General features: G+C 67.8%; 23 protein-coding genes. 9 read left to right on the top strand and 14 right to left on the bottom strand.

Annotation, left to right across the window (positions count from 1 at the left end; translation table 11 throughout):
- Window positions 1-70 precede the first annotated feature (70 nt).
- Window positions 71-334 (top strand): helix-turn-helix transcriptional regulator, encoded by a 264-nt coding sequence (locus tag JWQ81_RS27130; protein ID WP_297545849.1) that lies wholly within the window; start codon window positions 71-73, stop codon window positions 332-334.
- A gap of 52 nt (window positions 335-386) precedes the next feature.
- Here JWQ81_RS27130 and JWQ81_RS27125 read toward each other — a convergent pair whose 3' ends face one another.
- The 11 genes from JWQ81_RS27125 to JWQ81_RS27075 all read right to left on the bottom strand — a co-directional run bounded on the left by JWQ81_RS27125 (window position 387) and on the right by JWQ81_RS27075 (window position 12,707).
- Window positions 387-962, bottom strand: coding sequence for an EndoU domain-containing protein (locus JWQ81_RS27125; RefSeq protein ID WP_297545847.1), 576 nt, complete (start codon window positions 960-962; stop codon window positions 387-389).
- A gap of 61 nt (window positions 963-1,023) precedes the next feature.
- The gene (locus JWQ81_RS27120; protein WP_297545845.1) at window positions 1,024-2,382 is read right to left on the bottom strand and encodes a hypothetical protein; all 1,359 of its coding nucleotides are present in this window, start codon (window positions 2,380-2,382) and stop codon (window positions 1,024-1,026) included.
- Complete coding sequence (locus JWQ81_RS27115; protein ID WP_297545843.1) at window positions 2,379-2,999, bottom strand: ATP-binding cassette domain-containing protein; 621 nt, start codon at window positions 2,997-2,999, stop codon at window positions 2,379-2,381. The genes JWQ81_RS27120 and JWQ81_RS27115 overlap by 4 nt, the downstream gene beginning before the upstream one ends.
- 56 nt (window positions 3,000-3,055) lie before the next feature.
- Window positions 3,056-3,991 carry a catalase family peroxidase gene (locus JWQ81_RS27110; protein WP_297545841.1) on the bottom strand — a complete coding sequence of 312 codons (936 nt, stop codon included), beginning with the start codon at window positions 3,989-3,991 and terminating at the stop codon, window positions 3,056-3,058.
- Between the two features lie 70 nt (window positions 3,992-4,061).
- Entirely contained in the window at window positions 4,062-4,937 is an 876-nt protein-coding gene (locus tag JWQ81_RS27105; RefSeq protein ID WP_297545839.1) for an LLM class F420-dependent oxidoreductase, read from the bottom strand.
- A 139-nt stretch (window positions 4,938-5,076) separates the two neighbouring features.
- Window positions 5,077-6,900 (bottom strand): phosphoenolpyruvate carboxykinase (GTP), encoded by a 1,824-nt coding sequence (locus JWQ81_RS27100; protein WP_297545837.1) that lies wholly within the window; start codon window positions 6,898-6,900, stop codon window positions 5,077-5,079.
- 356 nt (window positions 6,901-7,256) lie between these two features.
- A complete protein-coding gene (locus tag JWQ81_RS27095) occupies window positions 7,257-7,970 on the bottom strand; it encodes a hypothetical protein (RefSeq protein ID WP_297545835.1) in 714 nt (237 codons plus the stop codon).
- A 112-nt stretch (window positions 7,971-8,082) separates the two neighbouring features.
- Window positions 8,083-9,912, bottom strand: coding sequence for a dynamin family protein (locus JWQ81_RS27090; RefSeq protein ID WP_297545833.1), 1,830 nt, complete (start codon window positions 9,910-9,912; stop codon window positions 8,083-8,085).
- On the bottom strand, window positions 9,909-10,427 hold the full coding sequence (gene grpE, locus JWQ81_RS27085) for a nucleotide exchange factor GrpE (RefSeq protein ID WP_297545945.1): 519 nt from the start codon (window positions 10,425-10,427) through the stop codon (window positions 9,909-9,911). Before grpE ends, JWQ81_RS27090 begins: the two co-directional genes overlap by 4 nt.
- An 84-nt stretch (window positions 10,428-10,511) precedes the next feature.
- On the bottom strand, window positions 10,512-11,090 hold the full coding sequence (locus JWQ81_RS27080) for a hypothetical protein (protein WP_297545831.1): 579 nt from the start codon (window positions 11,088-11,090) through the stop codon (window positions 10,512-10,514).
- A 39-nt stretch (window positions 11,091-11,129) separates the two neighbouring features.
- Window positions 11,130-12,707: a dynamin family protein gene (locus JWQ81_RS27075; RefSeq protein ID WP_297545829.1), complete on the bottom strand. Its 1,578-nt coding sequence runs from the start codon at window positions 12,705-12,707 to the stop codon at window positions 11,130-11,132.
- Window positions 12,708-12,880: 173 nt separating this feature from the next.
- Between JWQ81_RS27075 and JWQ81_RS27070 the strand changes: the two genes are divergently transcribed.
- Both JWQ81_RS27070 and JWQ81_RS27065 read left to right on the top strand, forming a co-directional pair.
- Entirely contained in the window at window positions 12,881-14,020 is a 1,140-nt protein-coding gene (locus JWQ81_RS27070) for a sensor histidine kinase (RefSeq protein WP_297545944.1), read from the top strand.
- A complete protein-coding gene (locus JWQ81_RS27065; RefSeq protein WP_297545827.1) occupies window positions 14,017-14,673 on the top strand; it encodes a response regulator transcription factor in 657 nt (218 codons plus the stop codon). The genes JWQ81_RS27070 and JWQ81_RS27065 overlap by 4 nt, the downstream gene beginning before the upstream one ends.
- 38 nt (window positions 14,674-14,711) lie before the next feature.
- On the opposite strand, the gene JWQ81_RS27060 is transcribed toward JWQ81_RS27065, so the two are convergent.
- From JWQ81_RS27060 to JWQ81_RS27050, 3 genes are all read right to left on the bottom strand, one after another.
- Entirely contained in the window at window positions 14,712-15,626 is a 915-nt protein-coding gene (locus tag JWQ81_RS27060; protein WP_297545825.1) for a DUF559 domain-containing protein, read from the bottom strand.
- Window positions 15,627-15,838: 212 nt separating this feature from the next.
- A complete protein-coding gene (locus JWQ81_RS27055; protein ID WP_297545823.1) occupies window positions 15,839-16,774 on the bottom strand; it encodes an SDR family oxidoreductase in 936 nt (311 codons plus the stop codon).
- Window positions 16,774-17,349, bottom strand: a complete 576-nt coding sequence (locus JWQ81_RS27050) for a TetR/AcrR family transcriptional regulator (protein WP_297545821.1) — start codon at window positions 17,347-17,349, stop codon at window positions 16,774-16,776. The genes JWQ81_RS27055 and JWQ81_RS27050 overlap by 1 nt, the downstream gene beginning before the upstream one ends.
- Before the next feature lie 284 nt (window positions 17,350-17,633).
- On the opposite strand from JWQ81_RS27050, the gene JWQ81_RS27045 reads away from it, so the two are divergent.
- The 6 genes from JWQ81_RS27045 (at window position 17,634) to trmB (ending at window position 22,725) form a co-directional block, all read left to right on the top strand.
- Window positions 17,634-18,578 (top strand): ABC transporter ATP-binding protein, encoded by a 945-nt coding sequence (locus tag JWQ81_RS27045; protein WP_297545819.1) that lies wholly within the window; start codon window positions 17,634-17,636, stop codon window positions 18,576-18,578.
- Window positions 18,579-18,611: 33 nt separating this feature from the next.
- Window positions 18,612-19,379: an ABC transporter permease gene (locus JWQ81_RS27040; RefSeq protein ID WP_297545817.1), complete on the top strand. Its 768-nt coding sequence runs from the start codon at window positions 18,612-18,614 to the stop codon at window positions 19,377-19,379.
- Window positions 19,380-19,511: 132 nt separating this feature from the next.
- Window positions 19,512-20,432 carry an ATP-binding cassette domain-containing protein gene (locus JWQ81_RS27035; RefSeq protein WP_297545815.1) on the top strand — a complete coding sequence of 307 codons (921 nt, stop codon included), beginning with the start codon at window positions 19,512-19,514 and terminating at the stop codon, window positions 20,430-20,432.
- Window positions 20,429-21,175: a hypothetical protein gene (locus tag JWQ81_RS27030; protein ID WP_297545813.1), complete on the top strand. Its 747-nt coding sequence runs from the start codon at window positions 20,429-20,431 to the stop codon at window positions 21,173-21,175. The genes JWQ81_RS27035 and JWQ81_RS27030 overlap by 4 nt, the downstream gene beginning before the upstream one ends.
- Window positions 21,176-21,470: 295 nt before the next feature.
- Entirely contained in the window at window positions 21,471-21,965 is a 495-nt protein-coding gene (locus tag JWQ81_RS27025; protein ID WP_297545811.1) for a hypothetical protein, read from the top strand.
- 49 nt (window positions 21,966-22,014) lie between these two features.
- On the top strand, window positions 22,015-22,725 hold the full coding sequence (gene trmB / locus JWQ81_RS27020) for a tRNA (guanosine(46)-N7)-methyltransferase TrmB (RefSeq protein ID WP_297545943.1): 711 nt from the start codon (window positions 22,015-22,017) through the stop codon (window positions 22,723-22,725).
- Window positions 22,726-22,885 lie beyond the last annotated feature (160 nt).

Below are 22,885 nucleotides of genomic sequence, written 5' to 3'. Positions count from 1 at the left end.
CACAGGTTGTGGGTAACTCGGTGCGCAACTCTGGAGCACAACTCTGGGGCACCGGTATTAGTATTGGCTCATGGTGCGAGTGCCGTTGACAGACGAAGAGCGTGAACGCGGCGAGCGGCTGGGCGCGGTGCTCAGGCAGGCGCGGGGCACGCGCAGCATGGTCGAAGTGGCCGCGGTTGCCGGGATCTCGGTGGAGACGCTGCGCAAGATCGAAACCGGGCGCATCCCGACACCGGCGTTCTTCACCGTCGCCGCCATCGCCGAAGCCGTAGGGATTCCGCTGGAAGCTATCCTCGCGGCCGTGACAGCAGGGCCGCTCGCTCGCGCCAGCTAAAGAGCTCGTGAGTGGCTGGACCGGTTAGAACCGGCCGGAACGCTCACGAGTCTTAGGGCTTGAGCTGCGCGAGGATGTGCGGGCGGTCGTTGAGGAACGCGTACCCCGCCATCGGCAGGTCGTAGGTGTTCAACAGGCGTTCGAGGTCGGCGTATTCGTCGACGGTCAGCGGAATCCGCGCCGCGCTGAGGTGCGCGATGAGGGTGTCGACGAGCTCTTCCCACTCGCCCGCCCACAGCAGCCCGCGGTAGTGGGCGACGTCTTCGTCGGGCAAGCGGCTCGCGAGCTGGTCGAGCAGGACGTCGACGAAGTAGCTGATCCGACCCTTGGCCAGGTCGGCGACCGTCGGGTTCGCCGGGTCGCGCGCGGTGTCCGGGTTGCGGACGACGCCGTCCCCGCCGACCGGGTAGGCGATGTGGACCTGGCCGTCCTGCTCGACGATCACCACGACCTGGACGCCGTAGCGTTCGCCCGCCGCGCGCCAGCGTCCGTTGTACTGGCGGCGCCGGGGTTCGCCGGGATCGTTGGCGACGTCCTTGATCACCGCGATGATCTGTTCGTCCGTCCAGCCGCGCGGAAATTCGCTGGTCGCCCTACGTCCCGTACCCGGTGCGTGTCCGCCGCCCACTCGATCTCCCTTCGCTGCGTGGAGCCTAGTGCGTAGGCAAGCTCAGAGCTGCTCGAACGAACTACCTGATCAAGCACCAGCCGATCAGCCCAGCCAGCACAAGCCAGGTCACCGGGCTGGTCACCGGCAGTAGCGAAAGCACAACCAGGCCGATGATCCCCAGGTCCGGACCGCGGACGAACTGCTTGATCAACCGGGTCGGGAGCTGGCCGAACGGGGAGTCGGTGATGCCAAGGTCCTCGAAGGTCGGCGGCGGGCGCACGGCCGTCCGGAGCACGCTCGCGACCACCAGCGGCAGCGCCAACCACGCGATCCCATCCACTGGCGTGCCCAGGATCCAGTCCACCAGCGCGACCGCTAGCCCCCAGCCGAGCGCGACAACCGCCAGCACCAGCGCGTGGACCAGGCGCAGCTCGACCTCGGGCGTGCCGACCCAGCGACGACGTCCCGCGTTGCCCCACAGCTCGCCGATGCCGCCGGCGAAGGGCATCAACGCGGCGTATCCGCCGATCGCGACGAGCACCACGCTGTGCAACCCCGGCAGGGCGGCATGGGCGGTGCTGACGGCGATCGCCAGCAACGCGGCGGCGCCGAAGTATCGAGAGCGGCCGCGGACACCCAGCACCGCGAACCGCAACGTCGTCGGCTTGGCGAGCGAGTGCCCGCCGACGGCGTGTGCGGCCGGAAACAACATGGTCGGGTCGAGGAAGGTCACCGCGACCGACCGGACGAGCTTCTCGTTCCAGCCGTCGACCAGGCCGTCCCGGCGCACTCCGGCGGCAATGGCCGGCCGGTTCGGCGTCCCCGAGCGGACCCACAGCACACAGCCGGCGACCAGCAAAACGGCAGCCGCACCCATGAGCCACTGCGGCGCGAGGCCCGCGACGGCGATGAAAACCCCGACCAGCGCCAACAGGATCGGCCCGGCTACTTCGACGCGCGCTGCCGCGGGCGCCCGCCGGACCGTGGCCAGCGACAGCACCGAACTCCCGACCAGCAACCCGGCCGCCGCGAGCCACACCGGATGGGTCAGCCCGGAAGCGGCAGCGACCAGCGCGACGGCGTAACCGACGGCGATCAGCCCACCCAGCCACACCGCCCACAGCCGCTTGCCGATCACGCGGACGCGGTCGGCGCCGGTGTAGTCCAGCCAAGTCAGCGCGGCAGGCTCGGCCCAGACGAACCCGCGCCGCAGCATCGCGCGCCAGCTCAACGCGCAGCAGACGACCAGCAGACCGAGTGCCGCGTTGGCGTCCACCGCGGACTGTCCAATGAGGAAACGCCGCCACCACTCGAGGTTGGCGAAGGCGTTGACGAGGATGGCGATCGCGAACAGCGCCAGCAGCGTAGGGGTGTCCCCGGAGAGCAGCCCAGCGAACCGCCGCCTGCCGGGTACCCGCACGGCGGCGGTGACCGTCATGCGAACTCCACCACGGAGTCGACGATGTCGAGCAGCGCCGGATGGTGGGTCGCCAGCACTACGGCGGCGCCCGCCTTGGTCGACCGCGTGACCAGGGAGGTCAGCCACTCCTTGCCCTCGGTGTCGAGCGCGCGCTCGGGTTCGTCGAGCAGCAGGACCTGGTGCGGGCGGGCTGTAGCGCCGAGGAGCAGCAGGCGACGACGTTGCCCGGCGGAGAACCGACCGGCGGTGAGCGTGGCCCGTTCGGCGAGCCCTGCGTCCGCGAGCAGCTCGCCGACGTCGCCGAGCTTGATGCCGAAGGAGCCCGCCAGCAGCTCGAGGTGCTGGATCGGGGTCAGCTCGGCGAAGAAGTCGGAGTCGTCGAGCAGGACCGACACCTTGCGCCGGAACTCGACGTCCCGCTCGTCCGGCGCGGCGCCCGCCACGGAAACGGTGCCGTGCTGCGGTTCCTGCACGCCGTACAGGCACCGCAGCACGGTGGACTTGCCGACGCCGTTCGGCCCGATGATCGCGGCGCTTTCACCGGGCTCGACAACCATGTCCAGGCCTTGGAAGAGCCACTGCTCGGAGACTCGGACACCGAGGTTCTTAACGACTATCCCGCTGCTGGTCCCCATGAACTGAACATACTCAAGGACAATCGGCAGCTGGCTCTGGGCTTATTCGGCTGGCCTTACTCGTTGTGCGAACGACGTCCGAAGGAGACGGCGTACGCGAGGCTGCGGAACGCCGGGATCGGGTCGTCGCCGAGCTCGACGCCGGGGGTGATCCGGGCGGGGTCGAAAACCTGCGCGGCCCAGTGCGCCTGGTCCTCGACCGGCTCGACGATCTCGAGGCGGCCGACGACGAGCTCGGTCCGGTCCGCGGGCCACTGCTTCGTGGCGTCGTTCGTCGGGTCGCCCGGCTCGGCGAGCTGGATCCGCAGGGTGAACCCGACCGGGCCCTTCGCGAGACGCTCCGGGAGCTCCTCGGTCAGGTACTCGGCCGACTTCGTCGCGGCCTCGGCCTCGGAGAGCTCCTGCAGGCCCAGGTCCGGCTCCCAGCGGTACCGGATCGCCTGGTGCTTGGCCGAGTTGACGAAGTTGAAAGCGTGGATGGCCCAGTACTTCGCGGTGCCGTAGCTGACCGGGATCGGCATCTGGGCGACCTCGCCGAAGCCGGGAATGGCCTCCGGGTTCGCGCCCAAGTACGCCTGCAGCTTGGCCGGGTCTGCCACGCCGGTGACCGGGTCCTTCTGCAGCGCGCCGAGCAGGTTGAGGAAGTGCTCCGGCGAAGAGGCGATGAAAACGGGCAGGTTGACCGAAATGATGTCGGTGTCCGTGCCGTCCGGAAGGTGGAAGCGCACGGCCATGCCGCGGCCCGCGCGGTTGCCGTCCGCGACGCTGGGGCTGCCGTTGGAGTTCGAGAAGCGGACGGTCACCGGGACCGGGGACGTCTGCAGGTGCGCGGCGGTGGTCAGCCGGGAAGCTTCACCGTTTGGGGTGAACGTGCCCTGGAAGCAGACACCCCGGGCATGCGCCCGGCGATAGCCCGGATATTTCCCGGTGGTCTGTTCCATGGCATCGACGACAGTGGTGGCAAAGGAGGTTTCGGTGGTTTCGGCAGTCACAAGGCTGATCCTAGATCAATTCGGGGTTCGCGCAGGGTATGCAAAAACGCAGACTTCTTTGCCCGAAAAGTCATCGCAGTAGCCCGATGACCGGGGCAAACGCTTCAAGGTCGGACTCGGAAACGGTCAGGTAGGTGAAGCCGAAACGCTTTCGGTTCACCCGGATCTGCTCGGCGACTTGTTCCGGGGTGCCGAATTGCACGATGGGCATCTCGCCGAGTTGGGCAGCGGTCAGGCCGGCGAACATCGCGGTTGCTTCGTCGAGCGCGGCCGCGCGGTTGTCCGTGATCACTACGCGGAAGACGATGACGTTGAACTCCACCTCGCGACCGCCGAGCCTGTTCCGGACGAACTCGACCCGCTCGTCGAGCGCTTCGGCGGCGGCGAAACGTGGCCTGCCGCCCTCGTTGCCGGGCGCGGCACCGGTGAACCCGATGATGTCGGCGTGTTCGGCGGCGAGGCTGAGCAGCCTGTCGCCGCGACCGGCGAGCAACAGCGGCGGACCGGGCTTCTGCGTGGGTTGCGGCCGGTGCTCGGGATCGGCGTACCGGCGCTGCAGCTCCAGGACCGTGCGTTCGAGGTGGTCGACCCGCTCCCCCGCGCGGGGGAAGGGCAAGCCGGCCTCGTCGAACTCGGCCTTGACGTACCCGGCGCCGAGGCCGAGCTCGAGCCGCCCGTCGGTGAACTGGTCGGTGCTGGTGACCTCGCGGGCGAGCAGGGTCGGGTTGTAGAACGGCGCGTTGAGCACGTACGTCGTGAGCCGTGGGCGTTCGGTCGCCTCAGCGGCGAGGATCAGCGCGGGGAACGGGGCCGGCATACCGAGGTGGTCGGCGACCCCGATGACGTCGTAGCCCAGCTCTTCGGCTCTGCGGCATTTCGCCACCCACTCGTCGCGAGAGGACGGCACAACCAGGTTGACTCCGAAGCGGAACGGTTTTTCGGTCATGACTCCTGACTACACGATGGGATGACGTTCCGCGCGCGGGTTGGGGGTCCAAAGACCCCTCGGGGCCACCCCTGTGGCGTTGAACGCCACGGGGGTGGCCCCGAGGGAACGTCGGTACGGCGTCAGGCGAGGTACAGCGTCAGGCGAGGTTCTGCTTCAGGGTTTCGAGTTCGTCGCGGAGGGCGGACGGGACGCGGTCGCCGATCTTCGCGAACCACTCCTCGATGAGCGGGATCTCCTGGCGCCACTCCGCCGGGTCGACGTCGAGCGCGGCCTGGATGTCCGCGATCGGCTCCGACAGGCCGTCGGTGTCGAGATCGGCCGCGGTCGGCGAGAAGCCGATCGGGGTCTCGACGGCGTTGCCCTTGCCTTCGACCCGCTCGATGACCCACTTCAGCACGCGGGAGTTCTCACCGAATCCAGGCCACAGGAAGCGCTTGTCGTCGCCGCGGCGGAACCAGTTCACGTAGAACACCTTCGGCAGCTTCGCCGCGTCCGCGTTCTTGCCGAGGTCCAGCCAGTGCTTGAAGTAGTCACCGGCGTGGTAGCCGAGGAACGGCAGCATCGCCATCGGGTCGCGCCGGACGTTGCCGACCGCGCCCGCGGCGGCGGCGGTGGTCTCCGAAGACATGGTGGCGCCCATGAACACGCCGTGCTGCCAGTCGCGGGCCTCGTTCACCAGCGGGACGGTGGTCTTGCGGCGGCCGCCGAACAGGATCGCCGAGATCGGCACGCCCTTCGGGTCGTCCCATTCCGGCGCGAGGATCGGGCACTGCGACATCGGCGTGCAGTACCGCGAGTTCGGGTGGGCGGCGGGGGTTTCCGAATCCGGCGTCCAGTCCTGGTGCTTCCAGGAAGTGGCGTGGGCGGGCTTGTTTTCCATGCCCTCCCACCAGATGTCACCGTCGTCGGTCAGCGCGACGTTGGTGAAGACCGTATTGCCCTTCTCGATGGTGCGCATCGCGTTCGGGTTGGTGTGCCAGTCGGTGCCCGGGGCGACGCCGAAGAAACCGAACTCCGGGTTGACCGCGTAGAGCCGGCCGTCCTCGCCGAACCGCATCCACGCGATGTCGTCACCAAGGGTTTCCGCGCGCCAGCCCGGAATCGTCGGCTGCAGCATCGCGAGGTTCGTCTTGCCGCAGGCGCTGGGGAACGCGGCCGCGACGTAGTGGACCTTGTCCTCGGGCGAGATCAGCTTGAGGATCAGCATGTGCTCGGCCAGCCAGCCCTCGTCCCTGGCGATCACCGAACCGATGCGCAGCGAGTAGCACTTCTTGCCCAGCAAGGAGTTTCCGCCGTAACCCGAGCCGTAGCTCCAGATCAGGCGCTCCTCGGGGAAATGGCTGATGTACTTCGTGGTGTTGCAGGGCCAGGCGACGTCTTCCTGACCCTCTTCGAGCGGCGCGCCGACGGAGTGCAGCGCGGGCACGAAGTCACGCTCGTTGCCGTCGGCGTCGATGAACTTCTCCAGCGCGGCGGCACCCGCGCGGGTCATCACGCGCATCGAGGCGACTACGTAGGCGAAGTCGGTGATTTCCAAGCCCAGCTTGGGGTTCTCGTCGGCGAGCGGGCCCATGCAGAAGGGGATGACGTACATCGTGCGACCACGCATCGAGCCTCGGTAGAGCTCGGTCATGGTGGCCTTCATCTCGGCCGGGTGCATCCAGTTGTTCGTCGGGCCGGCGTCGTCCTCGTCCTTCGAACAGATGAAGGTGCGGTCCTCGACCCGGGCGACGTCATTGGGGTCGGAGGTCGCCCAGAACGAGTTGGGCTTCGACTTCAGCGGCACAAAAGTGCCGGCTGCAACGAGTTCCGCGTTGATCCGTGCGGCTTCCTCGTCGGAGCCGTCCACCCAAACCACACGGTCGGGGTTGGTCAGCTCGGCGACCTCCCGTACCCACGACAGCACGCGACTGTGCGTCGTCGGCGCGATGTCCAGTCCGGGGATGGCTACTGCAGTCATCTCTCTTCTCCTGACTCCGACGACAAAAACCCGCACCTGAGACGACGCTGTCCTGGTACGGGCGACTCTGCCGGCGACCGAATGGCTTCGCACACCGGCGGAAAAACCGGTGTGCTGAATTTGGGATTCCCCGAGCGTAACCCGATGACCAGCAGGTAGCCGAGAGCTGTCCTGTCAGTTCTCTCACAAGAACGATAAAGGAATCGATTCAGTTCTCGTCCGAATGCTCCATCAGTGGAAATCCTCCGGTGACCGGGGTCTCACGTGACGTAGTCCGGAAAGACGCGAGGGCCCGTCACGGATCCGTGACGGGCCCTCGCGCGAGTGTCCTGCGTTACATTTTTACCAAAGCGTGGCTAGTTTTGGCTGATCCACTGACCCGTCGCGGAATCGATCTTCGCGACGCCTTCGAGGACGTCCGTCCCGCCGCTGCCCCACGTAGCGTCGCTGTCGGCGGCAACGTGGGAGGGCGTCTCGGCGACGGCACCACCGGCGCCGCCGACCTCGGTCCACTGGTGGTCGCCGGTGTGCTCGTAGGTCGTCGTCGTGCCGTCGGGAGACAGCTCGACGATGACGTCTGCCTGACCGTCGCCGTCCTTGTCGGTGTACGAACCGACGGACCCGTCGTCGAAGTGCACGATGGCGGTGTCCGCGACCCCGTCGTTGTTCGTGTCCACCGTCGCGTGCCCGACGTCGGCCGAGCCGTCCGGCAGGTCGGCGTGCATGTCCCCGGCCTGGCCGGCGGAGGTGTCCGTGCCGCCCGAGTCGCCACCGGTACCGCCGCTCGACCCACCGACCCACTGACCGCTGGCGTTGTCGTAGTGCGCGTCGACGTCGGTATTGCCCTGGGCGTCGAGGTGGATGTACTCGTCGGCGACACCGTCGTGGTTCGTGTCGATGAACTCCTGCGCGGTGCCGTCGTCGTGCTCGACGATGGCGGTGTCGTTCACCCCGTCGTGGTCGGAGTCGTAGTTGACGTCAGCGTGGTAGTCCTGGCCGTCGACGTGGACTTCCATCCCCGCCGTACTGCTGGCGTCAGCGTCCGTTCCGTTGCTGTCGTCGACCCACACGGTGAACTTCCCCTCTGATTTGCCGGTTGGAGACCCAGCCTCCGCCGGTCCTGTCAAAGCCTATGACTCACCGTAAGCCCGTTCGGTTCCCGCCCACAACACTCGCCCGGTGCTACCTGAGCGACCGCATCCGCCCGAGGAAGGACTCCGCCCGGTCCCGGCCGTCGGACACCTCGCGCAAACGTTTGCTGACCACCGAGATCTTCTTCGACCGCTCCTGCGCGTCCATCTTGATCGTCTTGTCGACTTCCTTGAGCTCGGTCTCGATGGCCTCGATCCGGCGCCCCAGCGCCTCGTCGAGCGCCATCGACAGCTGCTGCTCGGCCTCGATCAGCTGCTCGGCGACCAGCTGGTCCAGCATGCTGCGCGCGTCCGCGATCGCCTCGACCAGCCACTGCTTGGTGTGCTGCTTGTCGGCGGCGTGCTTGCGCGTGCGCGCCATCCACCAGCCCGCGCCCAGTCCGATGATGATCGTGGCAGGCAGCACCACCGGGTTGAGGATCGCGATCCCGGCCAGCGGCAGCGCGGCGATCTTGCCCGCCCCGACCCCGCCCGAAATGCCCATGAACACGAGGAGCTTGTCCTCGGCGGTCGGCGGCTTCTTCTCCGGCGGGCGCAGCACCACCGGCGGCCCACCCGCCCTGGCGAACTGCGCGCGGATGACGTCGAGCTCCTCGGCGGAGAACAGCTCGGACAACGCCACGTTGGTCACGCGGTTGAGGCGCTCCGACAGCAGCATCGACACGCGCTGCGACGTCGTCTGCAACGCGATGTCGACCTCTTGCGGCAAGGCCTGCAGCTGCTCGCGCTTCGCCGCCTCGATCACCTGCCGGAAGTGGGTCTGCGCGTCCCGCATCTGCCGGCTGCACTCGTGCCCCACCTCCAGCCGGGTCCGCTGGATCTCGCTGCGCAGTTTCAGCTGCCAGCCGCGGGTCGACGTCCGGCGCTCGGCCGTCAGCTTGTCCCGGCGCTCGCGGAGCTTCTCGGCCTCGGCCTCGCCCGCCGACAACGCGCGGCTCTCGGCCTGCAGCTTGGCTTTCTGCTCGCCCAAGGCGCTGGACAGCGCGCGCAGCGTGTTGGCCTCACCCAGCATGGCCGACCGCCCGACCAGCATCTCCTGCAGCGCGCCCTGCAACGCGCCGATGCCGGACCGCTCGCGCAGCATCGTCGCGGCCTGCTGGTTGGCCTGCAAGGACGCCATCTCGAACATGCGCGCGGAAACCGGGTGGAACACGGCGTCGGCGAACCGCGGCGCGTACTCGGCGAGCAGCAGTTTGTTCGCCTCGAGCACCTCCCGCCAGCCGCGGAAACCGTCGGTCTTGGACAGCGCGAACAGCACGGTTTCGACGCGGTCGCCGACGTTGCGCAGGAACTGGAGCTCACCGGAGGTGAACGGCGCGGACGCGTCGACCACGAACAGCAGCGCGGTGGCGTTCGCGGCGGCTTCCATCGCCAGCTCGCCGTGCATCGAGTCCAGGCCGCCGACGCCAGGCGTGTCGACGATCGACACCCGTTCGAGGAGCGGCACCGGGCCGGACACCTCGACGTAGCGCGGCGGCAGCTGCCCTTCCGGCAGGTCGTGCCCGACCGACACCCAGTTGACCAGCTCGGCGAGGTTGATCGGCACCGGAGCGAACTGCCCGGGGTAACAAGCCTGCGCGCCCCAATGCTCGGCGTGGGAGAAAACGAGGTAGGTGGCGGTCGCGACGTCGGCGTCGACCGGGGACAGCCCAGGTGTCGCGAGCAGCGCGTTGACCAGCGAACTCTTACCCCGGTTGGTCTCGCCGACGACCACCACGGACGGCTTCTTCGGCCGGGCGCGCCGGACGTCGTCGACCCATTTGGCGGCGTCCGGATCGGCGTCGCGCAACACCGTGAGCAGCTGCTCACGCGCGTTCTTGACCTGCGCGGGCAGGCTGGGAACGCCGGTGGGGGCGCTCACGCGGAGCGCTTCGTGTAGACGATCACGATCGGCGCGCGCAGCAGCTTGTCCTGATCGGCGAAGCCGACGACCTCGGTCTCGGCGACCGTGCCGTCGCGCGCCGGGTCGTCCGTCGGCATCGCGCCGCCGGCCTCGTGCACGGCGGGATCGAACCGGTCACCATCGGGACGCAGCGCGCGCACGCCGATCTCGGCGAGGCCGTGTTCGAGGCGCTCGACGACCCCGGTGCTGCGGGCCCGGTCGAGGGCGTAGAGGCAGAGGTGGATCAGCGCCCGCCTGTCGGCAAGGGCCTTGTCCAGCTCACCCTGCTCGGAGTCGGCCTCGGGGTTTGCCGGAACGGAGACAGCCACTAGGGGTTCCACAGTGGGTTCCGACGCGACGGGCTCGGTCGCGGTTCCGTCTGTCTCCTTGATGAACTGAGCGATGCTGGCGGCCGCGATCTGCCCGGTCGGCACGTCGTCCGGGTTCTCCGGCTCCTCGACGTCGCCTTGCCTCCAGGAAGCCACCGCTACCACCCCGTCCCCGCCGGAAACCTCCTGTTTCCGCTGCCTGAATTCCACCAGTGTGATCGAGTGGGCCGGAATCGGGGGGCGAAATGCTCAAACAAGCTCGCGAAGCAGCCTCCGCAAGGCGGTACCGAATACGCCTTCGTCATCGGCGAAGCGGACCGACACGAGGACGTGATCTTCAGCGAGGCGACGCCAGACGTGCCCGGCCACCGACACTTCGGTGACGACGAGTTTGAACGGGTTCGCCCGACGGCCGCGGATGCCCTCGAACTCCCGCACCAGGTCGGTGATGTTCATCGAGAGCCGGGGTGGATGCGCGCCGTCGGAATGCCGGGCGGCCTGCCCTTGGAACGCGGCGATGGCGGTGTGCAGCGCGGATCCCTCGACCAGTGCCTGACTGGGTCGCGCGCCGAGGAGCCGGGCGGGCTCGACGTCACGCTGGAACCGGGCGAACTCGAGCACCTCGGCCCACCAGGCCGGCCATTCCCGCTGGACACCGGCCCGGTCGACCCCTGGCGGAACGCTGACCGGGACGGCGGGCTCGACCGGCGGCAGCCACTGATCGGGCTCGACCGGCAGCGCGAGGGCATCACGGATGTAGAGCGCGGTGTCGACTTCGAGCTCGCGACCCCAGCGCACTTCCCACGCCACCCCGCCCTTGAACCGCATGGGTCCAGAATAACCAGAACGGGCGCGGCGAAAGAGTGGTCAAACTTCCCTGATCTGCTGCCAGATCAAGAAATAAGCCCGATGGACTACATGGGCGACACGGCTTTGCGCCGGCGTTGCGCCGAACGAGGCGAACGAACGCCACCAGCCGGCCCGTTCGAGCGCGAACGGGGCGAGTTCGGCCCGGCTTCCGCCCGGCTTGCCCAGCTGCGCGCCGATGTCGGCGTTGCTGCCGACCCGGAGGACTTCCTCGGTCAGGTCCTCCGGCATGTCGACCGCCCCCGATGCCACCAGCGTGAGCGCTTCGAGCAGCCGCAACTGGTGTGCCTCGGGCTTCGCCAGCAGGACCTCGATCGCGTCGTGCACGCGCTGGCGCTCGCCGGGATCGCCGGACGCGTGGGCCAACGCCGTCACCGAAGCGAGCGCGGCAGCGGCCTTGATGCCGTCCGCGCGGGCCGCGAACACGATGTCGAGCCGGGCGCGGACCGCGGCCAGCCCGGAGGCGTCGAGCAGCACCCGCCGCAGCGAGCCGGCGGTGATCTCGGGCTCCGCCCTGATCGTCTTCACCGCCTGGCTGATGCCGAAAAGGTCCAGCTTCTCCAGCAGCCGCTGGCGGGTGCCCGACGGCACTTCGCATTCCCAGGTGGTGAAGATGTCCGCGGAGATCAACATCATTTCGAGGATCGAGTCGTCCATTGTCGACAGTTTCTTGAGCGCTTCGGCGTCGGCGGAGGTGAACCCGCCCGACTCCGCCGACTCGGCGATCAGGCCGATCACCGGCAGGACGTCGGCGACGCGGGGTTTGAGGGTCGACGCCTGCTTGCCGGCGAGCAGGGTCGCAGCCTTCCAGATGTCGCCGTCGGAGCCGGGCACGGACTCGGGCGCGATCGTGTCGGCCTTGTTCAGCACCGCGATGGCGTTCACCGGGCCCGCTTCGCGGCTCGCCGTCGCGGCGGTGAACGCGGCTAGCGCCTGCTGGTCGTCCGCCCGGACGCCCTGGGTCACGACGTAGAGCACGGCTTCGGCACCCGCGACGGCGCTGCGCGATGTGTCGTCGAGGTCGTCTTCGCTCTCCGGGTCGTCGCTGTCCGGGTCCTTGCGGTGCTTCGCCGCGCCGAGCAACTCCTCGGTCCGGGAGACCGATGCGGCGTCGAGCGAGCCGAGGCCGGGCGTGTCGATCACGGTCATGCCCTGGAGCACGGCGTTGGTCAGGTAAGCCTCGATGTGGGAGACCTCTTCGATGTTCACGCCGAGCTCTGCCGGGATCATCCCGTCCGCGGCGAACGGCAGCACCTGCTTGTGGCCGTCGTTGAAGACGACCTCGACCCGGTCGACCGTGCCGTACTGGAACCGGGTGACCAGGCGGGTGCACTCACCGACGTCCGTCGGCGCGACCCGGCGTCCGATCAGGGCGTTGACCAGCGTCGACTTCCCGGACTTGATCCGCCCGGCGACGGCGACCTGCAGCGGACCGCCCAGCCGGCGCAGCACTTCGGCGAAGCCCGCGGCCGTGCGCGGGGACACCTGCGGCTGCAGGCGGAGGCACAGGTTGGCGACCGACTGCGACAGCGGACCCGCCAGCCGCCCCTGATCGGTCGCCGAAGTCCCCGAAGTCACAGCCGTCGTGCCCCCTCGAATGCGTACGCGTATTTCACGCCTCCACGAATCGTGCCATGCCAGTCATCCTCTGGTCGCACCGAAGGTGCTACCGCCGGACGACGCGCGGACGCCGGGTGACGACCTACTGTGAGGTGGTGAGACGGCTCAGCCTGTGGATGCGGGCACACCCCATGGCTGGGGACAGCTTGATCGCCGTCCTACTCGGACTCTTCGACCTGCTGTTCTCCCTCGGCGACAGCGGGCATTCCACGCCGTGGTTCGTCATCGTCCCGCTGGACATCGCCACCGTGGCGCCGCTGGTGTGGCGCCGCCGACGACCGGTGCTGACGGCGTACCTGCTGCTGGCGATCAGCATCCCGCACGCCATCCTGACCGTCGGCTTCGCCAGCTCGTTCGCCGAGATCATCGCGCTCTACACGGTGCTGGTCTACTCCGGGCGGCGCAACGGGCTCGGGTTCCTGCTGGTGCTGGTGGTCGAAACGGGGATCCAGGTCGTCCTCGGCCCGGAGAACGAGATCGTGCTCAGCGCGATCGTCATCGCGCTCGGGCTGGCCTTGTGCTGGGTGCTCGGCGAGTTTGTCGGCGCGCGGCGCGCGTACGACGTCGAAGTGGAGGCCAGGTTGCACCTGCTGGAGACCGAACGCGACCAAGCCACCAAGATCGCCGTCAACGACGAACGCAGCCGCATCGCGCGGGAGCTGCACGACGTCGTGGCGCACGCGGTGAGCGTCATGGTCGTCCAGGCCGACGGAGCGTCCTACGCGATCCGGTCCGACCCAGAACTCGCCGAACGCGCGGTGCGGACTATTTCCGACACCGGCCGCGGCGCGCTCGCCGAGCTGCGCAGCCTGCTCGACGTGCTGCGCAACGACGACCCCGGCGGGGAGCCGCGCGTTCCACAGCCCAACGCGGCTTCGGTGGGCGAGCTCGCCGAGCGCGTCCGGACGGCCGGGGTCGAGGTGCGGCTCGAGATCGACGAGGACCTCGGCGAGCTGCCGATCGGGGTGTCGCTCGGGGTCTACCGGATCGTGCAGGAATCGCTGACGAACACGCTCAAGCACGCGGGGCGTGGGGCGTCCGCGTCCGTCCGGCTGCGGCGGGACGCCGACGCCGTGCTGATCGAAGTCACCGACGATGGAGCCGGCCGGGAGCTGGTGCCGAAACGCGGTCTGACCAGGGTTTCCGGCGGGAACGGATTGATCGGTATGCGCGAGCGCGCCCACGTTTTCGGCGGCACCCTCGACGTCGGACCGGCTCCGGGTGGCGGCTGGCGCGTACTCGCCAAGCTGCCGGTTAGGTTGGCGCAGTGATTCGTGTTGTCGTCGTCGACGACCAGGAGCTGATGCGTGTCGGATTCCGCATGGTGCTCGGTGCGCAAGAGGACATCGACGTCGTCGGTGAAGCCGCCAACGGCGAGGAGGCGATCAAACTCGCCGAGGAGCTGCGGCCGGACGTCGTGCTGATGGACGTCCGGATGCCGGTGCTCGACGGCGTCGAGGCGACAAAGCGCATTGTCGACGCGGGCACCGCGCGGGTGCTCGTCATGACGACGTTCGACCTCGATGAGTACGTGTACTCGGCGTTGCAGGGCGGGGCGAGCGGATTCCTGCTGAAGGACACGCAGCCGAGCCACCTGGTGTCGGCCCTGCGTGCGGTCGCGAGCGGGGACGCCGTGGTGTCGCCGTCGGTGACCCGCAGGCTGCTCGACCGGTTCGTCGGCGCGGGTGGGAAGCCGCTTCGCGACGTGTCGACCCTCAACGTCCTGACCGATCGCGAGCGCGAGGTGCTGGTGCTGATCGCGAAGGGACTGTCGAACGTCGAGATCGCGGAGACGCTGTTTCTGTCCGAGGCGACGGTGAAGACGCATGTCGGGCGGATCCTGTCGAAGCTCGGGCTGCGGGACCGCGTGCAAGCCGTCGTCCTCGCCTACGAAACCGGCCTAACCCGCCCCGGCCTCGCCTAACCCTCGCAAGTCGACGGCGAGTTGCGATGCCTCGAAAACTAAGAGACCGCAAGTCGACGGCGAGTTGCGATGTCAAGTCGACGGCGAACCGCCTCGACCATGCCTTGTGGATCCTCGTAGAGCTGATCTTTGGTGATGACGACAAAGTCCCAACCGGCAGCAAGGAAGGCAGCCCTTCGTCGAGCGTCGAGCAGGGGCTGGTCGTCTTCCTGGTGCCAAGCACCGTCGTATTCGACGGCGAGCTTACATTCCGGGAAAGCCAGATCCAGCCGGCCGAGGAACTTCCCACGGTGAAAGACGTTTACTTGCGGCTCCGGCTGCATGCCATTGAGCGTCAACCAAACGCGAACCTCGGACTCGGGAACGGACTCCGCCCGAGGATCGGACAGCCCAACCGCCTGGCGGGCCCGAACAATGCCATGGTCGTGACGTGAATCCACTTGGACACGAAGAACGTCCACATCAACCTTCCCGGCACGGAGAATGGCATCGAGGAAACCGACGACCCGGGGTAACGATCGACGAAGCCGAGTATTCGTCAAGATGTCGAGCGTCATCCTGAGGTCAGTGGCAATACGGTTGTCTCCCCAGGATTCGCTGTCGATCTCACCGATCGTCGTACGGCAGATGTTCATACCGCGCTGACACAGGAATTTCGCCTTCTCCGGCACAACAAACTCGACCTGATCCTCCGGCGTGGCGAAGGCGAAACCGCGCACAGCGGCAGCCGAACACCCCGTCAAGACGGCGTCGACCGGAACTATCAAAGCCGCCGCGCGTGCTTTCACCTCGTGCGTCAGCGGGATGCCGGTTGGCAGGTACACGTTCTGAAACAGTCGTCGGAACATGGGCGAGCGGAGTTGAGCCGCCGACAGGACACCTTCACTGACGGCGTGGCTGCCGAGAAACGGCCCCGAGATGTCTCCGGGCTCAATGACGTCGAGTTGGATCATGATCCAAGAATGCACAACCGGGTCCCGCGAAGAGGGTTCCAAGATCAACAAACCGTCAGCTATCCACAAGCCCCCCGAAAACGCCGAGTTGTCCACCACAACTCGACGGCGACTTGCGATGTCTCGATTTCTGAGCTATCGCAAGTCGACGGCGAGTTGCGGTGTCTCGAAAACTAAGAGACAGCAAGTCGACGGCGAGTTGCGGGTGGGGGTTATCGATAGGGGGTGGGGGAGGTGGTGGCGGGATCGAGGCCGGCGAGGTGCACTTCGGCGAACCAGCGGCCGAAGTCCGGGCGCGTGCCGTCGACGTCGGTGAAGCCGTACTCGTGCATCAGCGTCCACGAGGCCAGCGCCTTCCCGGCGAAGCGGGCGACCTTCGGGTCCGACGCGAGCGCGGCCACCCCGCGGCCGAGATAGCTCGGGGATTCCGATACGGCGAAGTCGGGCCCACCGTCGGCGGCGACGGCGTCGCGCCAGGTCGCTTCCGTGACGCCGAAGAGCTCCAGCATCGCTTCCGAACGGAGGAATCCCGGCGTCACCGTCAGCCCGGTGCAGCCGTACTTCGCGAGCTCCGCGCCCAAACCGCGGCCGATCGCGCGCACGCTGCACTTGGCCAGGTAATACGGGATCCCCGCGCCGACGTAGTCGTCGTTGTCACCGTCGGTGACCTCGATGACGAGCCCGCCTTCACGGCGCACCACGAGCGGTAGCAGGCGGTGCAGCGCGATCAGATGCGTGTCGACGGCGTTGCGCACGAGCGTCAGCGCGTTGTCCAAATCGGACTCCCAGTACGACGCCTCGAAATCGACAAACGGGTCCCCGCCCCAGACATCGTCGACAAGAATGTCGAGCCGACCGTCTACTTCGGACTCGATCCGAGCCCGCAGGGCGTCCACGTCCGGCACCGAGGTGAAATCACACCGCACCGCGATCCCGCGTCCGCCGGCGGCGTCCACCAGTTCCGCCGACTCCTCGATGGTCTCCGCGCGGTTCATCGGCGACGCCGTCGCGCGCGTGGTCCGCCCGGTGACGAACACCGTCGCTCCCAGCCTCCCCAGCTCGACCGCGATCGCCCGGCCGCAGCCCCTGGTCGCGCCGGTCACGACCGCTACCTTCCCAGCGAGTTCTCCGGCGAGTTCTCCGGCCATTACCCCTCCCGTTCCCGGCGCCAGCCCACCAGCACCGCGTCGATGTCCTGTTCCAGCCGGTCGACAAGCCGTCCACGCGGCCGGATCGACCAGTCCAGCGCCACCCCATTGACGACGTCCAGCAGCGTCCGCGCGGCCCGCACCGGCCCCGGTGCCCCGGGCAGTTCGGCGGTGCAACCCGTGATCAGATAACGAATCTCGGCTTCCACGGCGGTGAAGTGCTCACCAAGCAACTTGCGCAGCACCGGATCACCGATGTCGACCCCCAGCTGTCCGAGGTTGTTCGCGGCGGCCTCCGCGTCACCGAGCCCGTCGTAGACGGCGACGAGCGCCGCGCGCAGACCGTCGACCCCGGTCCCCGCGGCCCGCATCCGGTCGACCGTGTCCTGGGTAACCGCGATGCTGAGCGCTTGCAAGAGACCGCTTTTCGAGCCGAACCGCTGCGCGGCGGTCCCCACCGAGATCCCGGCCTCGGCCGCAACCTGCGCGAGCGTGAACCCCGGCCCGACCTCGGCGATCACCGCTCCGGCGGCGGCCAGGACACGTTCGTCGCTGATGCTTCGAGGGCGGGCCACCCGAGTTATCGAACCACGGTTCATTAATGGACGCAAGGAACCCCGAGGGTGAATCAGGGTTACCTCAGGGTTGTCACCGATCGCGGCAAGTGACGAAACACGTCAAACTACGTCTGAAGTCGGGTGCGGATTCGGCCTTGAGGATGACGCGCCCAGGCCCCGCATCAGCCATGATGAGTCAGCCGCGAGTCGAGGGGTCGAGCGATTACACGCTTCGCGGCGGACCAGAGACCAGCTTCACCACGGCGGATTCACTGAGGGAAGCCGCACGACGAGGAGAAGACATGATCGAGGCAACCGGCCTCACCAAGCACTACGGCAAGACGCTGGCAGTGAACAACCTGTCGTTCAGCGTCGAGACCGGCCAGGTGACGGGCTTTCTCGGGCCGAACGGCGCGGGCAAGTCGACAACTATGCGAATGATTCTCGGGTTGGACAATCCGACCGCGGGCAAGGTCACCATCGGGGGCAAGCTCTACCACGACCTCAAGCAGCCGCTGCGCACAGTCGGCGCGCTGCTGGACGCGAAATGGGTGCACCCCAACCGCTCCGCACGGGCGCACCTCGCCTGGATGGCGAAGTCCAACAAGATCCCGACACGCCGTGTCGACGAGGTCCTCGACACCGTCGGCCTCACCTCGGTGGCCACCAAGCGCGCCGGCGGGTTCTCGCTCGGCATGTCGCAGCGCCTCGGCATCGCCGCCGCGCTGCTCGGCGACCCCGAGGTGCTGCTGTTCGACGAGCCGGTCAACGGCCTCGACCCGGAGGGCATCCTCTGGATCCGGAACTTCATGCACAAGCTGGCCGACGACGGCCGCACGGTGTTCGTCTCCTCCCACCTCCTCTCGGAGATGGCGCTGACGGCGACGCAGCTGATCGTCATCGGCAGGGGACAGTTGATCTCGCAGAGCTCCACCACCGACTTCGTGTCGAGGGCGGCCGAGAACACGGTCAAGGTGCGGTCGCCGCAACTGCCGCAACTGCGTGCCGCGCTGCAGACCGCGAGTGCCTCGGTGGTCGACGCCGTCAAGGAAGCCGCGCTCATCGTGTCCGGTATGGACAGTGACAAGATCGGCGAACTGGCTGCCGCCAACGGGATCGTGCTGCACGAGCTGAGCCCGCACGTGGGTTCGCTGGAGCAGGCGTTCATGCAGATCACCGGCGACTCGGTCGAATATCACACCGGCAACTCCGTGGCCGAGCTCCCGCTCGCGCAGCCCACCAACTGACCACCAGCGACCATTCGAGGATAAGAGAAGACGATGACTCTGCTCGCAGTTGAACGCATCAAGCTGTTCACCACGAGGTCACCGTGGTGGTGTGCGCTGATCACGTTGGTGATCTCGATCGGTTTCGGCGCGCTGTTCACCGGCACGTCCAACCAGATCGACACCATCTCCGTGTCCGGCACCGAGTTCGGCCACACCTTCGCGATGGCGGTGATCATGGTCCTCGCGACTCTCGCGGTGACCACCGAATACCGCTACAACACCATCAAGACGACCTTCCAAGCCGTCCCGCACCGCGGCTCCGCGCTGGTGGCCAAGACCACGCTGGTCGCGCTGGTCGCGCTCGTCATCGGCGAGCTGGCCGCCTTCGGTGCTTTGGGCATCTCGAAGCTGATGAAGCCCGGCGCCGACCTGGCGCTGAACAGCGCCGCGGACTGGACCAACGTCGCCGGTATCGGGGTCGTCTTCGCCTTCGCCGCGGTTATCGCGGTGGCCGTCGGCATCCTGATCCGGCACAGCGCGGGTGCGCTCTCGCTGATCCTGATCTACTCGCTGGCCGTGGAAGGCCTCATCAGCATCATCCCGACCGTCGGCCCCAAGATCCACCAGTGGCTGCCGTTCAACGTGGCCGAGAAGTTCCTTACCGGGAACGGCGCATCCAACGGCGTGCGCGGTGCCGACGCTGGTCCGCCGCTGTCCGACTCACCGCTGAGCCCGGGCTGGGCGCTGGCCTACTTCGCCGGCTTCTCGCTGGTGATGCTGTTCATCGCGATCACCGTGGCGAAGAAGCGGGACGCCTGAAGATTCCGGTGAGCGCCGCCGATCGGGGTGCGGCGTGAGCCGGTAGGGGAAATGGGGGAGAGCGGTCCGGGACGCCTGTCGGGGGGCGGCCCGGGCCTCTTTTCGTGCGCGAGTGCTGGCAGGATGGCTACCATGATCGAAGCTGAGGGGCTCACCAAACGGTACGGCGACACACTGGCCGTGAACAACCTGACGTTCACGGTCAACCCCGGCCGGGTGACGGGCTTCCTCGGCCCGAACGGCGCGGGCAAGTCGACGACGATGCGGATGATCCTCGGCCTCGACACGCCCACCTCCGGACACGTCGAGATCGACGGCAAGCCGTACCGGCAGCTCAACCGTCCACTTGAGACGGTCGGCGCGCTGCTGGACGCGACCTGGCGCAACCCTGGCCGCTCGGCTCGTAGCCACCTCCGCTGGATCGCGGCGACCAACAACCTGCCGGACGCCCGAGTCGACGAGGTACTGGCCCTGGTCGGCCTGACGACCGTCGCGAAGAAAAAGGCCGGTGGGTTCTCCCTCGGCATGCTGCAGCGCCTCGGCATCGCCGGCGCCCTACTCGGTGACCCGCGGGTGCTGTTGTTCGACGAGCCGGTCAACGGCCTCGACCCCGAAGGCATCCAGTGGATCCGGCAGCTCATGCACGGGCTGGCCGCGGACGGCCGCACGGTGTTCGTCTCGTCCCACCTGCTCCCGGAGATGGCGCAGACCGCGCAGGACCTCCTGGTGATCGGCCGCGGCGAGCTGATCTACCAGGGCACCACCGAGGACTTCATCGCGCGGGCAACGAAGAAGACGGTCCGCGTGCGCAGCCCGCATCTGCCGAAGCTGCGCGACGCGCTCACCAGCCGTGACGCCCAGTTCAGCGAGGACCGAGACGCGCTCATTGTGTCCGATATGGACAGTGACGCGCTGGGCGAACTCGCCTTCGCGGCGGGCGCGACGCTGTACGAGCTGAAGCCGGACAGCGGCTCGCTCGAGACGGCCTTCCTGCAGCTGACCGGCAATGCCGTCCAATACACCGGCAACCAGAACCAGGAGGTCGCTCGATGAGTCTCCTCCGGGCGGAACGCATCAAACTGTTCAGCACCCGAACGCCGTGGATCTGCACCGGGCTCGCGATCGTGGCGTCGCTCGCCTTCACCATCGCGCTGGTCGGCCTTAACGGGGAACAGGCCGACGTCACGGTCGGCGACACCCAGGGCGCCGGCTCGCTCGGCCGCACCGTGATGCTGGTGTTCGCGGTGCTGGCGGCCACGTCGGAGTTCAACTGGGGAACCATGCGCACCACTTTCCAGGCGGTGCCGAAGCGAGCGCCCGCGCTGCTGGCGAAGGTCACCGTCGTCGGGGTGTGGTGCGGGCTGGTCGGCCTGGTGGTCGGCTTTGGCTCCTGGGGCGTGGGCATGCTGGTCAAACCGGAGGCCAACCTGACGCTGGCCACCGCGGCCGACTGGCGGTCCGTCGCCGGTGAAGGCGTGGTGTTCCTGCTGACCGGAGTCCTCGGGGTCGGAGTCGGGATGCTGCTGCGGAGCACGGCGGCCGCCCTCGCCGTGACGCTGGTGTGGACGCAGCTGGTCGAGGGGCTGACCGTCCTCATCCCTGGCATCGGGCACCACCTCTACGTCTGGATGCCGATGTTCGCCGGACAGCAGTTCGTCGGCGGGAGCCTGGTGACCAACGCGCTCAGCCTCGGGACGCTACCGCTGGGCCCGGTCGGTTACGTGCTGTATTTCGCCGCCATCTGCTTCGTGCTGTTCGGAGCGGGTTTGCTGCTGACCCAGCGCCGGGACGCCTGAGTCCGTTTTGCCCGAAGTAACAAAAGTGAAGATCACGCCGATGTGAATTTGTGTACTAGCTCACGACGGGGGATTAAGACCACGTTAAGAGCTTGTGGCTTCTCTCACAGGAGGCAGCTTCACCGTTTTCACCAGGCATTATTGGGTAGAGGGGTAGTCAGAACCGCAGTCACGGACGATAGCTCCCGGAGCGGAGCTCAGACGGAGGTGACTCTTGACGGTGGATGCCGGCCGAGGAGTCGAAAGTTCCATACCCGCCGCCCGCACGGCCTCGAACCAGCCCCGGTTGGAGCCCATGCTCGGCCTTGAATGGTCGCAGGCGATCGAACTACCGCGAGTCGCAGGATTCGCGACCAGGCCCGCCGAAATCCGCCGGGCTTGGGTGCATCGAGCGCCCGAAGATCACGTTCTCGCGCTGTTCAGGGCGTCGAGCGGCAGCGGTGATCCCGTCCCGGCGCCGTGGTGGCTCCGGGCGATGTCGGCCGGAAAACTGGACTCACGCCGCGACGGCTTCCGCATCGAGGACCGCATCGCCCAGCTGCTGGGCCCGCGTCCCGGCTGGGAGTACGTGCCATGGGCCGCGGACGGCGAATCCGGCTACTGGGAGTTCATGCCGTCCGAGAACGGCAAGTCCGGGCACGCCATCCCGACCACGGTGCTGAACACCGACCGGCACACCGGCTGGATCGACCTGCTCCCGGCACACAGCCGGACCACGCCCGAGCCGATCGCCGTCGCCGGCCTCGCGGGGCTGCGGTCGCGGCTGGGAGAGTTCGAAGCGATCCGCTGAAGTAAGGTTCGACTTCCTGACCATATGCTTCACCGGGAAGTTGAGAGTGTTGGAAAACGAGGACCAGCCACGCCTGCGCAGTGTGGTCAGCTACGTGCACCGCGGTGGCCGGATGACCGTCGGCCAGCAGCGCGCCTGGAAGCAGCTCTGGCCGCAGCTCGGCCGGAAGGTCGGTTCGCTTGAGGCCGGGCCAGTCGACTTCGACGCCTGGTTCGGCCGGTCCGCGCCGGTCATGCTCGAAATCGGGTCCGGAATGGGCGAGACGACGTCGCAGCTCGCCGCCGCCGCGCCCGAGACCAACTACGTCGCCGCCGAGGTGTACGACGCCGGTCTCGGGCAGTTGATGCTCCGCGCGGAAACCCTCGGGCTGAAGAACCTGCGGCTGCTGCACGGCGACGCCGTCATCCTGCTGACCAAGCACATCGAGCCCGGGTCGCTGGCCGGGGTGCGGCTCTACTTTCCCGATCCGTGGCCGAAAAAGAAGCACCACAAACGCCGGATCGTACAGCCGGACTTCGTCGCACTCGTCGCGTCGCGGCTCGCGCCCGGCGGCACCTTCCACATGGCGACGGACTGGGAGGAGTACGCCGATCAGATGCTCGAAGTCGCCTCCGCCGAGCCGACGCTGCGCAACCAGTTCGCCGACGAGCCCGGCGGCTGGGCCCCACGGCCCGAGTGGCGCCCGGTGACCAAGTTCGAGAACCGTGCCGATGTGGACGGCCGCGTCTCGCACGACCTCATCTTCGAGCGCGTGGGCTGACCAGGGCTCGTGAGCGTTGCGGCCGGCTCTAAGCGGCTGTGCTGTCTCAGGACTTCGTGAACACATGTGTCCCACGACATCGTGAACAGTTTCTCATACCGGTGTGTCCTGGGTCGGCCCTTGGGCCGGCCCAGGACGTCTCGGGGTGAGGGGTTGGTAG

The organism is Amycolatopsis sp. (assembly GCF_025464955.1).
Lineage (GTDB): Bacteria > Actinomycetota > Actinomycetes > Mycobacteriales > Pseudonocardiaceae > Amycolatopsis.
This window is presented reverse-complemented; position numbering and strand designations above follow the sequence as displayed.

What these genes read in the sequence shown, in the direction of transcription:
- JWQ81_RS27130 (WP_297545849.1), top strand. Translation starts at nt 71, where the DNA reads ATGGTGCGAGTGCCGTTGACAGACGAAGAGCGTGAACGCGGCGAGCGG.
- JWQ81_RS27120 (WP_297545845.1), bottom strand. Translation starts at nt 2,382, where the DNA reads ATGACGGTCACCGCCGCCGTGCGGGTACCCGGCAGGCGGCGGTTCGCT.
- JWQ81_RS27115 (WP_297545843.1), bottom strand. Translation starts at nt 2,999, where the DNA reads ATGGGGACCAGCAGCGGGATAGTCGTTAAGAACCTCGGTGTCCGAGTC.
- JWQ81_RS27105 (WP_297545839.1), bottom strand. Translation starts at nt 4,937, where the DNA reads ATGACCGAAAAACCGTTCCGCTTCGGAGTCAACCTGGTTGTGCCGTCC.
- JWQ81_RS27100 (WP_297545837.1), bottom strand. Translation starts at nt 6,900, where the DNA reads ATGACTGCAGTAGCCATCCCCGGACTGGACATCGCGCCGACGACGCAC.
- JWQ81_RS27080 (WP_297545831.1), bottom strand. Translation starts at nt 11,090, where the DNA reads ATGCGGTTCAAGGGCGGGGTGGCGTGGGAAGTGCGCTGGGGTCGCGAG.
- JWQ81_RS27070 (WP_297545944.1), top strand. Translation starts at nt 12,881, where the DNA reads ATGGCTGGGGACAGCTTGATCGCCGTCCTACTCGGACTCTTCGACCTG.
- JWQ81_RS27060 (WP_297545825.1), bottom strand. Translation starts at nt 15,626, where the DNA reads ATGATCCAACTCGACGTCATTGAGCCCGGAGACATCTCGGGGCCGTTT.
- JWQ81_RS27055 (WP_297545823.1), bottom strand. Translation starts at nt 16,774, where the DNA reads ATGGCCGGAGAACTCGCCGGAGAACTCGCTGGGAAGGTAGCGGTCGTG.
- JWQ81_RS27045 (WP_297545819.1), top strand. Translation starts at nt 17,634, where the DNA reads ATGATCGAGGCAACCGGCCTCACCAAGCACTACGGCAAGACGCTGGCA.
- JWQ81_RS27040 (WP_297545817.1), top strand. Translation starts at nt 18,612, where the DNA reads ATGACTCTGCTCGCAGTTGAACGCATCAAGCTGTTCACCACGAGGTCA.
- JWQ81_RS27035 (WP_297545815.1), top strand. Translation starts at nt 19,512, where the DNA reads ATGATCGAAGCTGAGGGGCTCACCAAACGGTACGGCGACACACTGGCC.
- JWQ81_RS27030 (WP_297545813.1), top strand. Translation starts at nt 20,429, where the DNA reads ATGAGTCTCCTCCGGGCGGAACGCATCAAACTGTTCAGCACCCGAACG.
- JWQ81_RS27025 (WP_297545811.1), top strand. Translation starts at nt 21,471, where the DNA reads ATGCTCGGCCTTGAATGGTCGCAGGCGATCGAACTACCGCGAGTCGCA.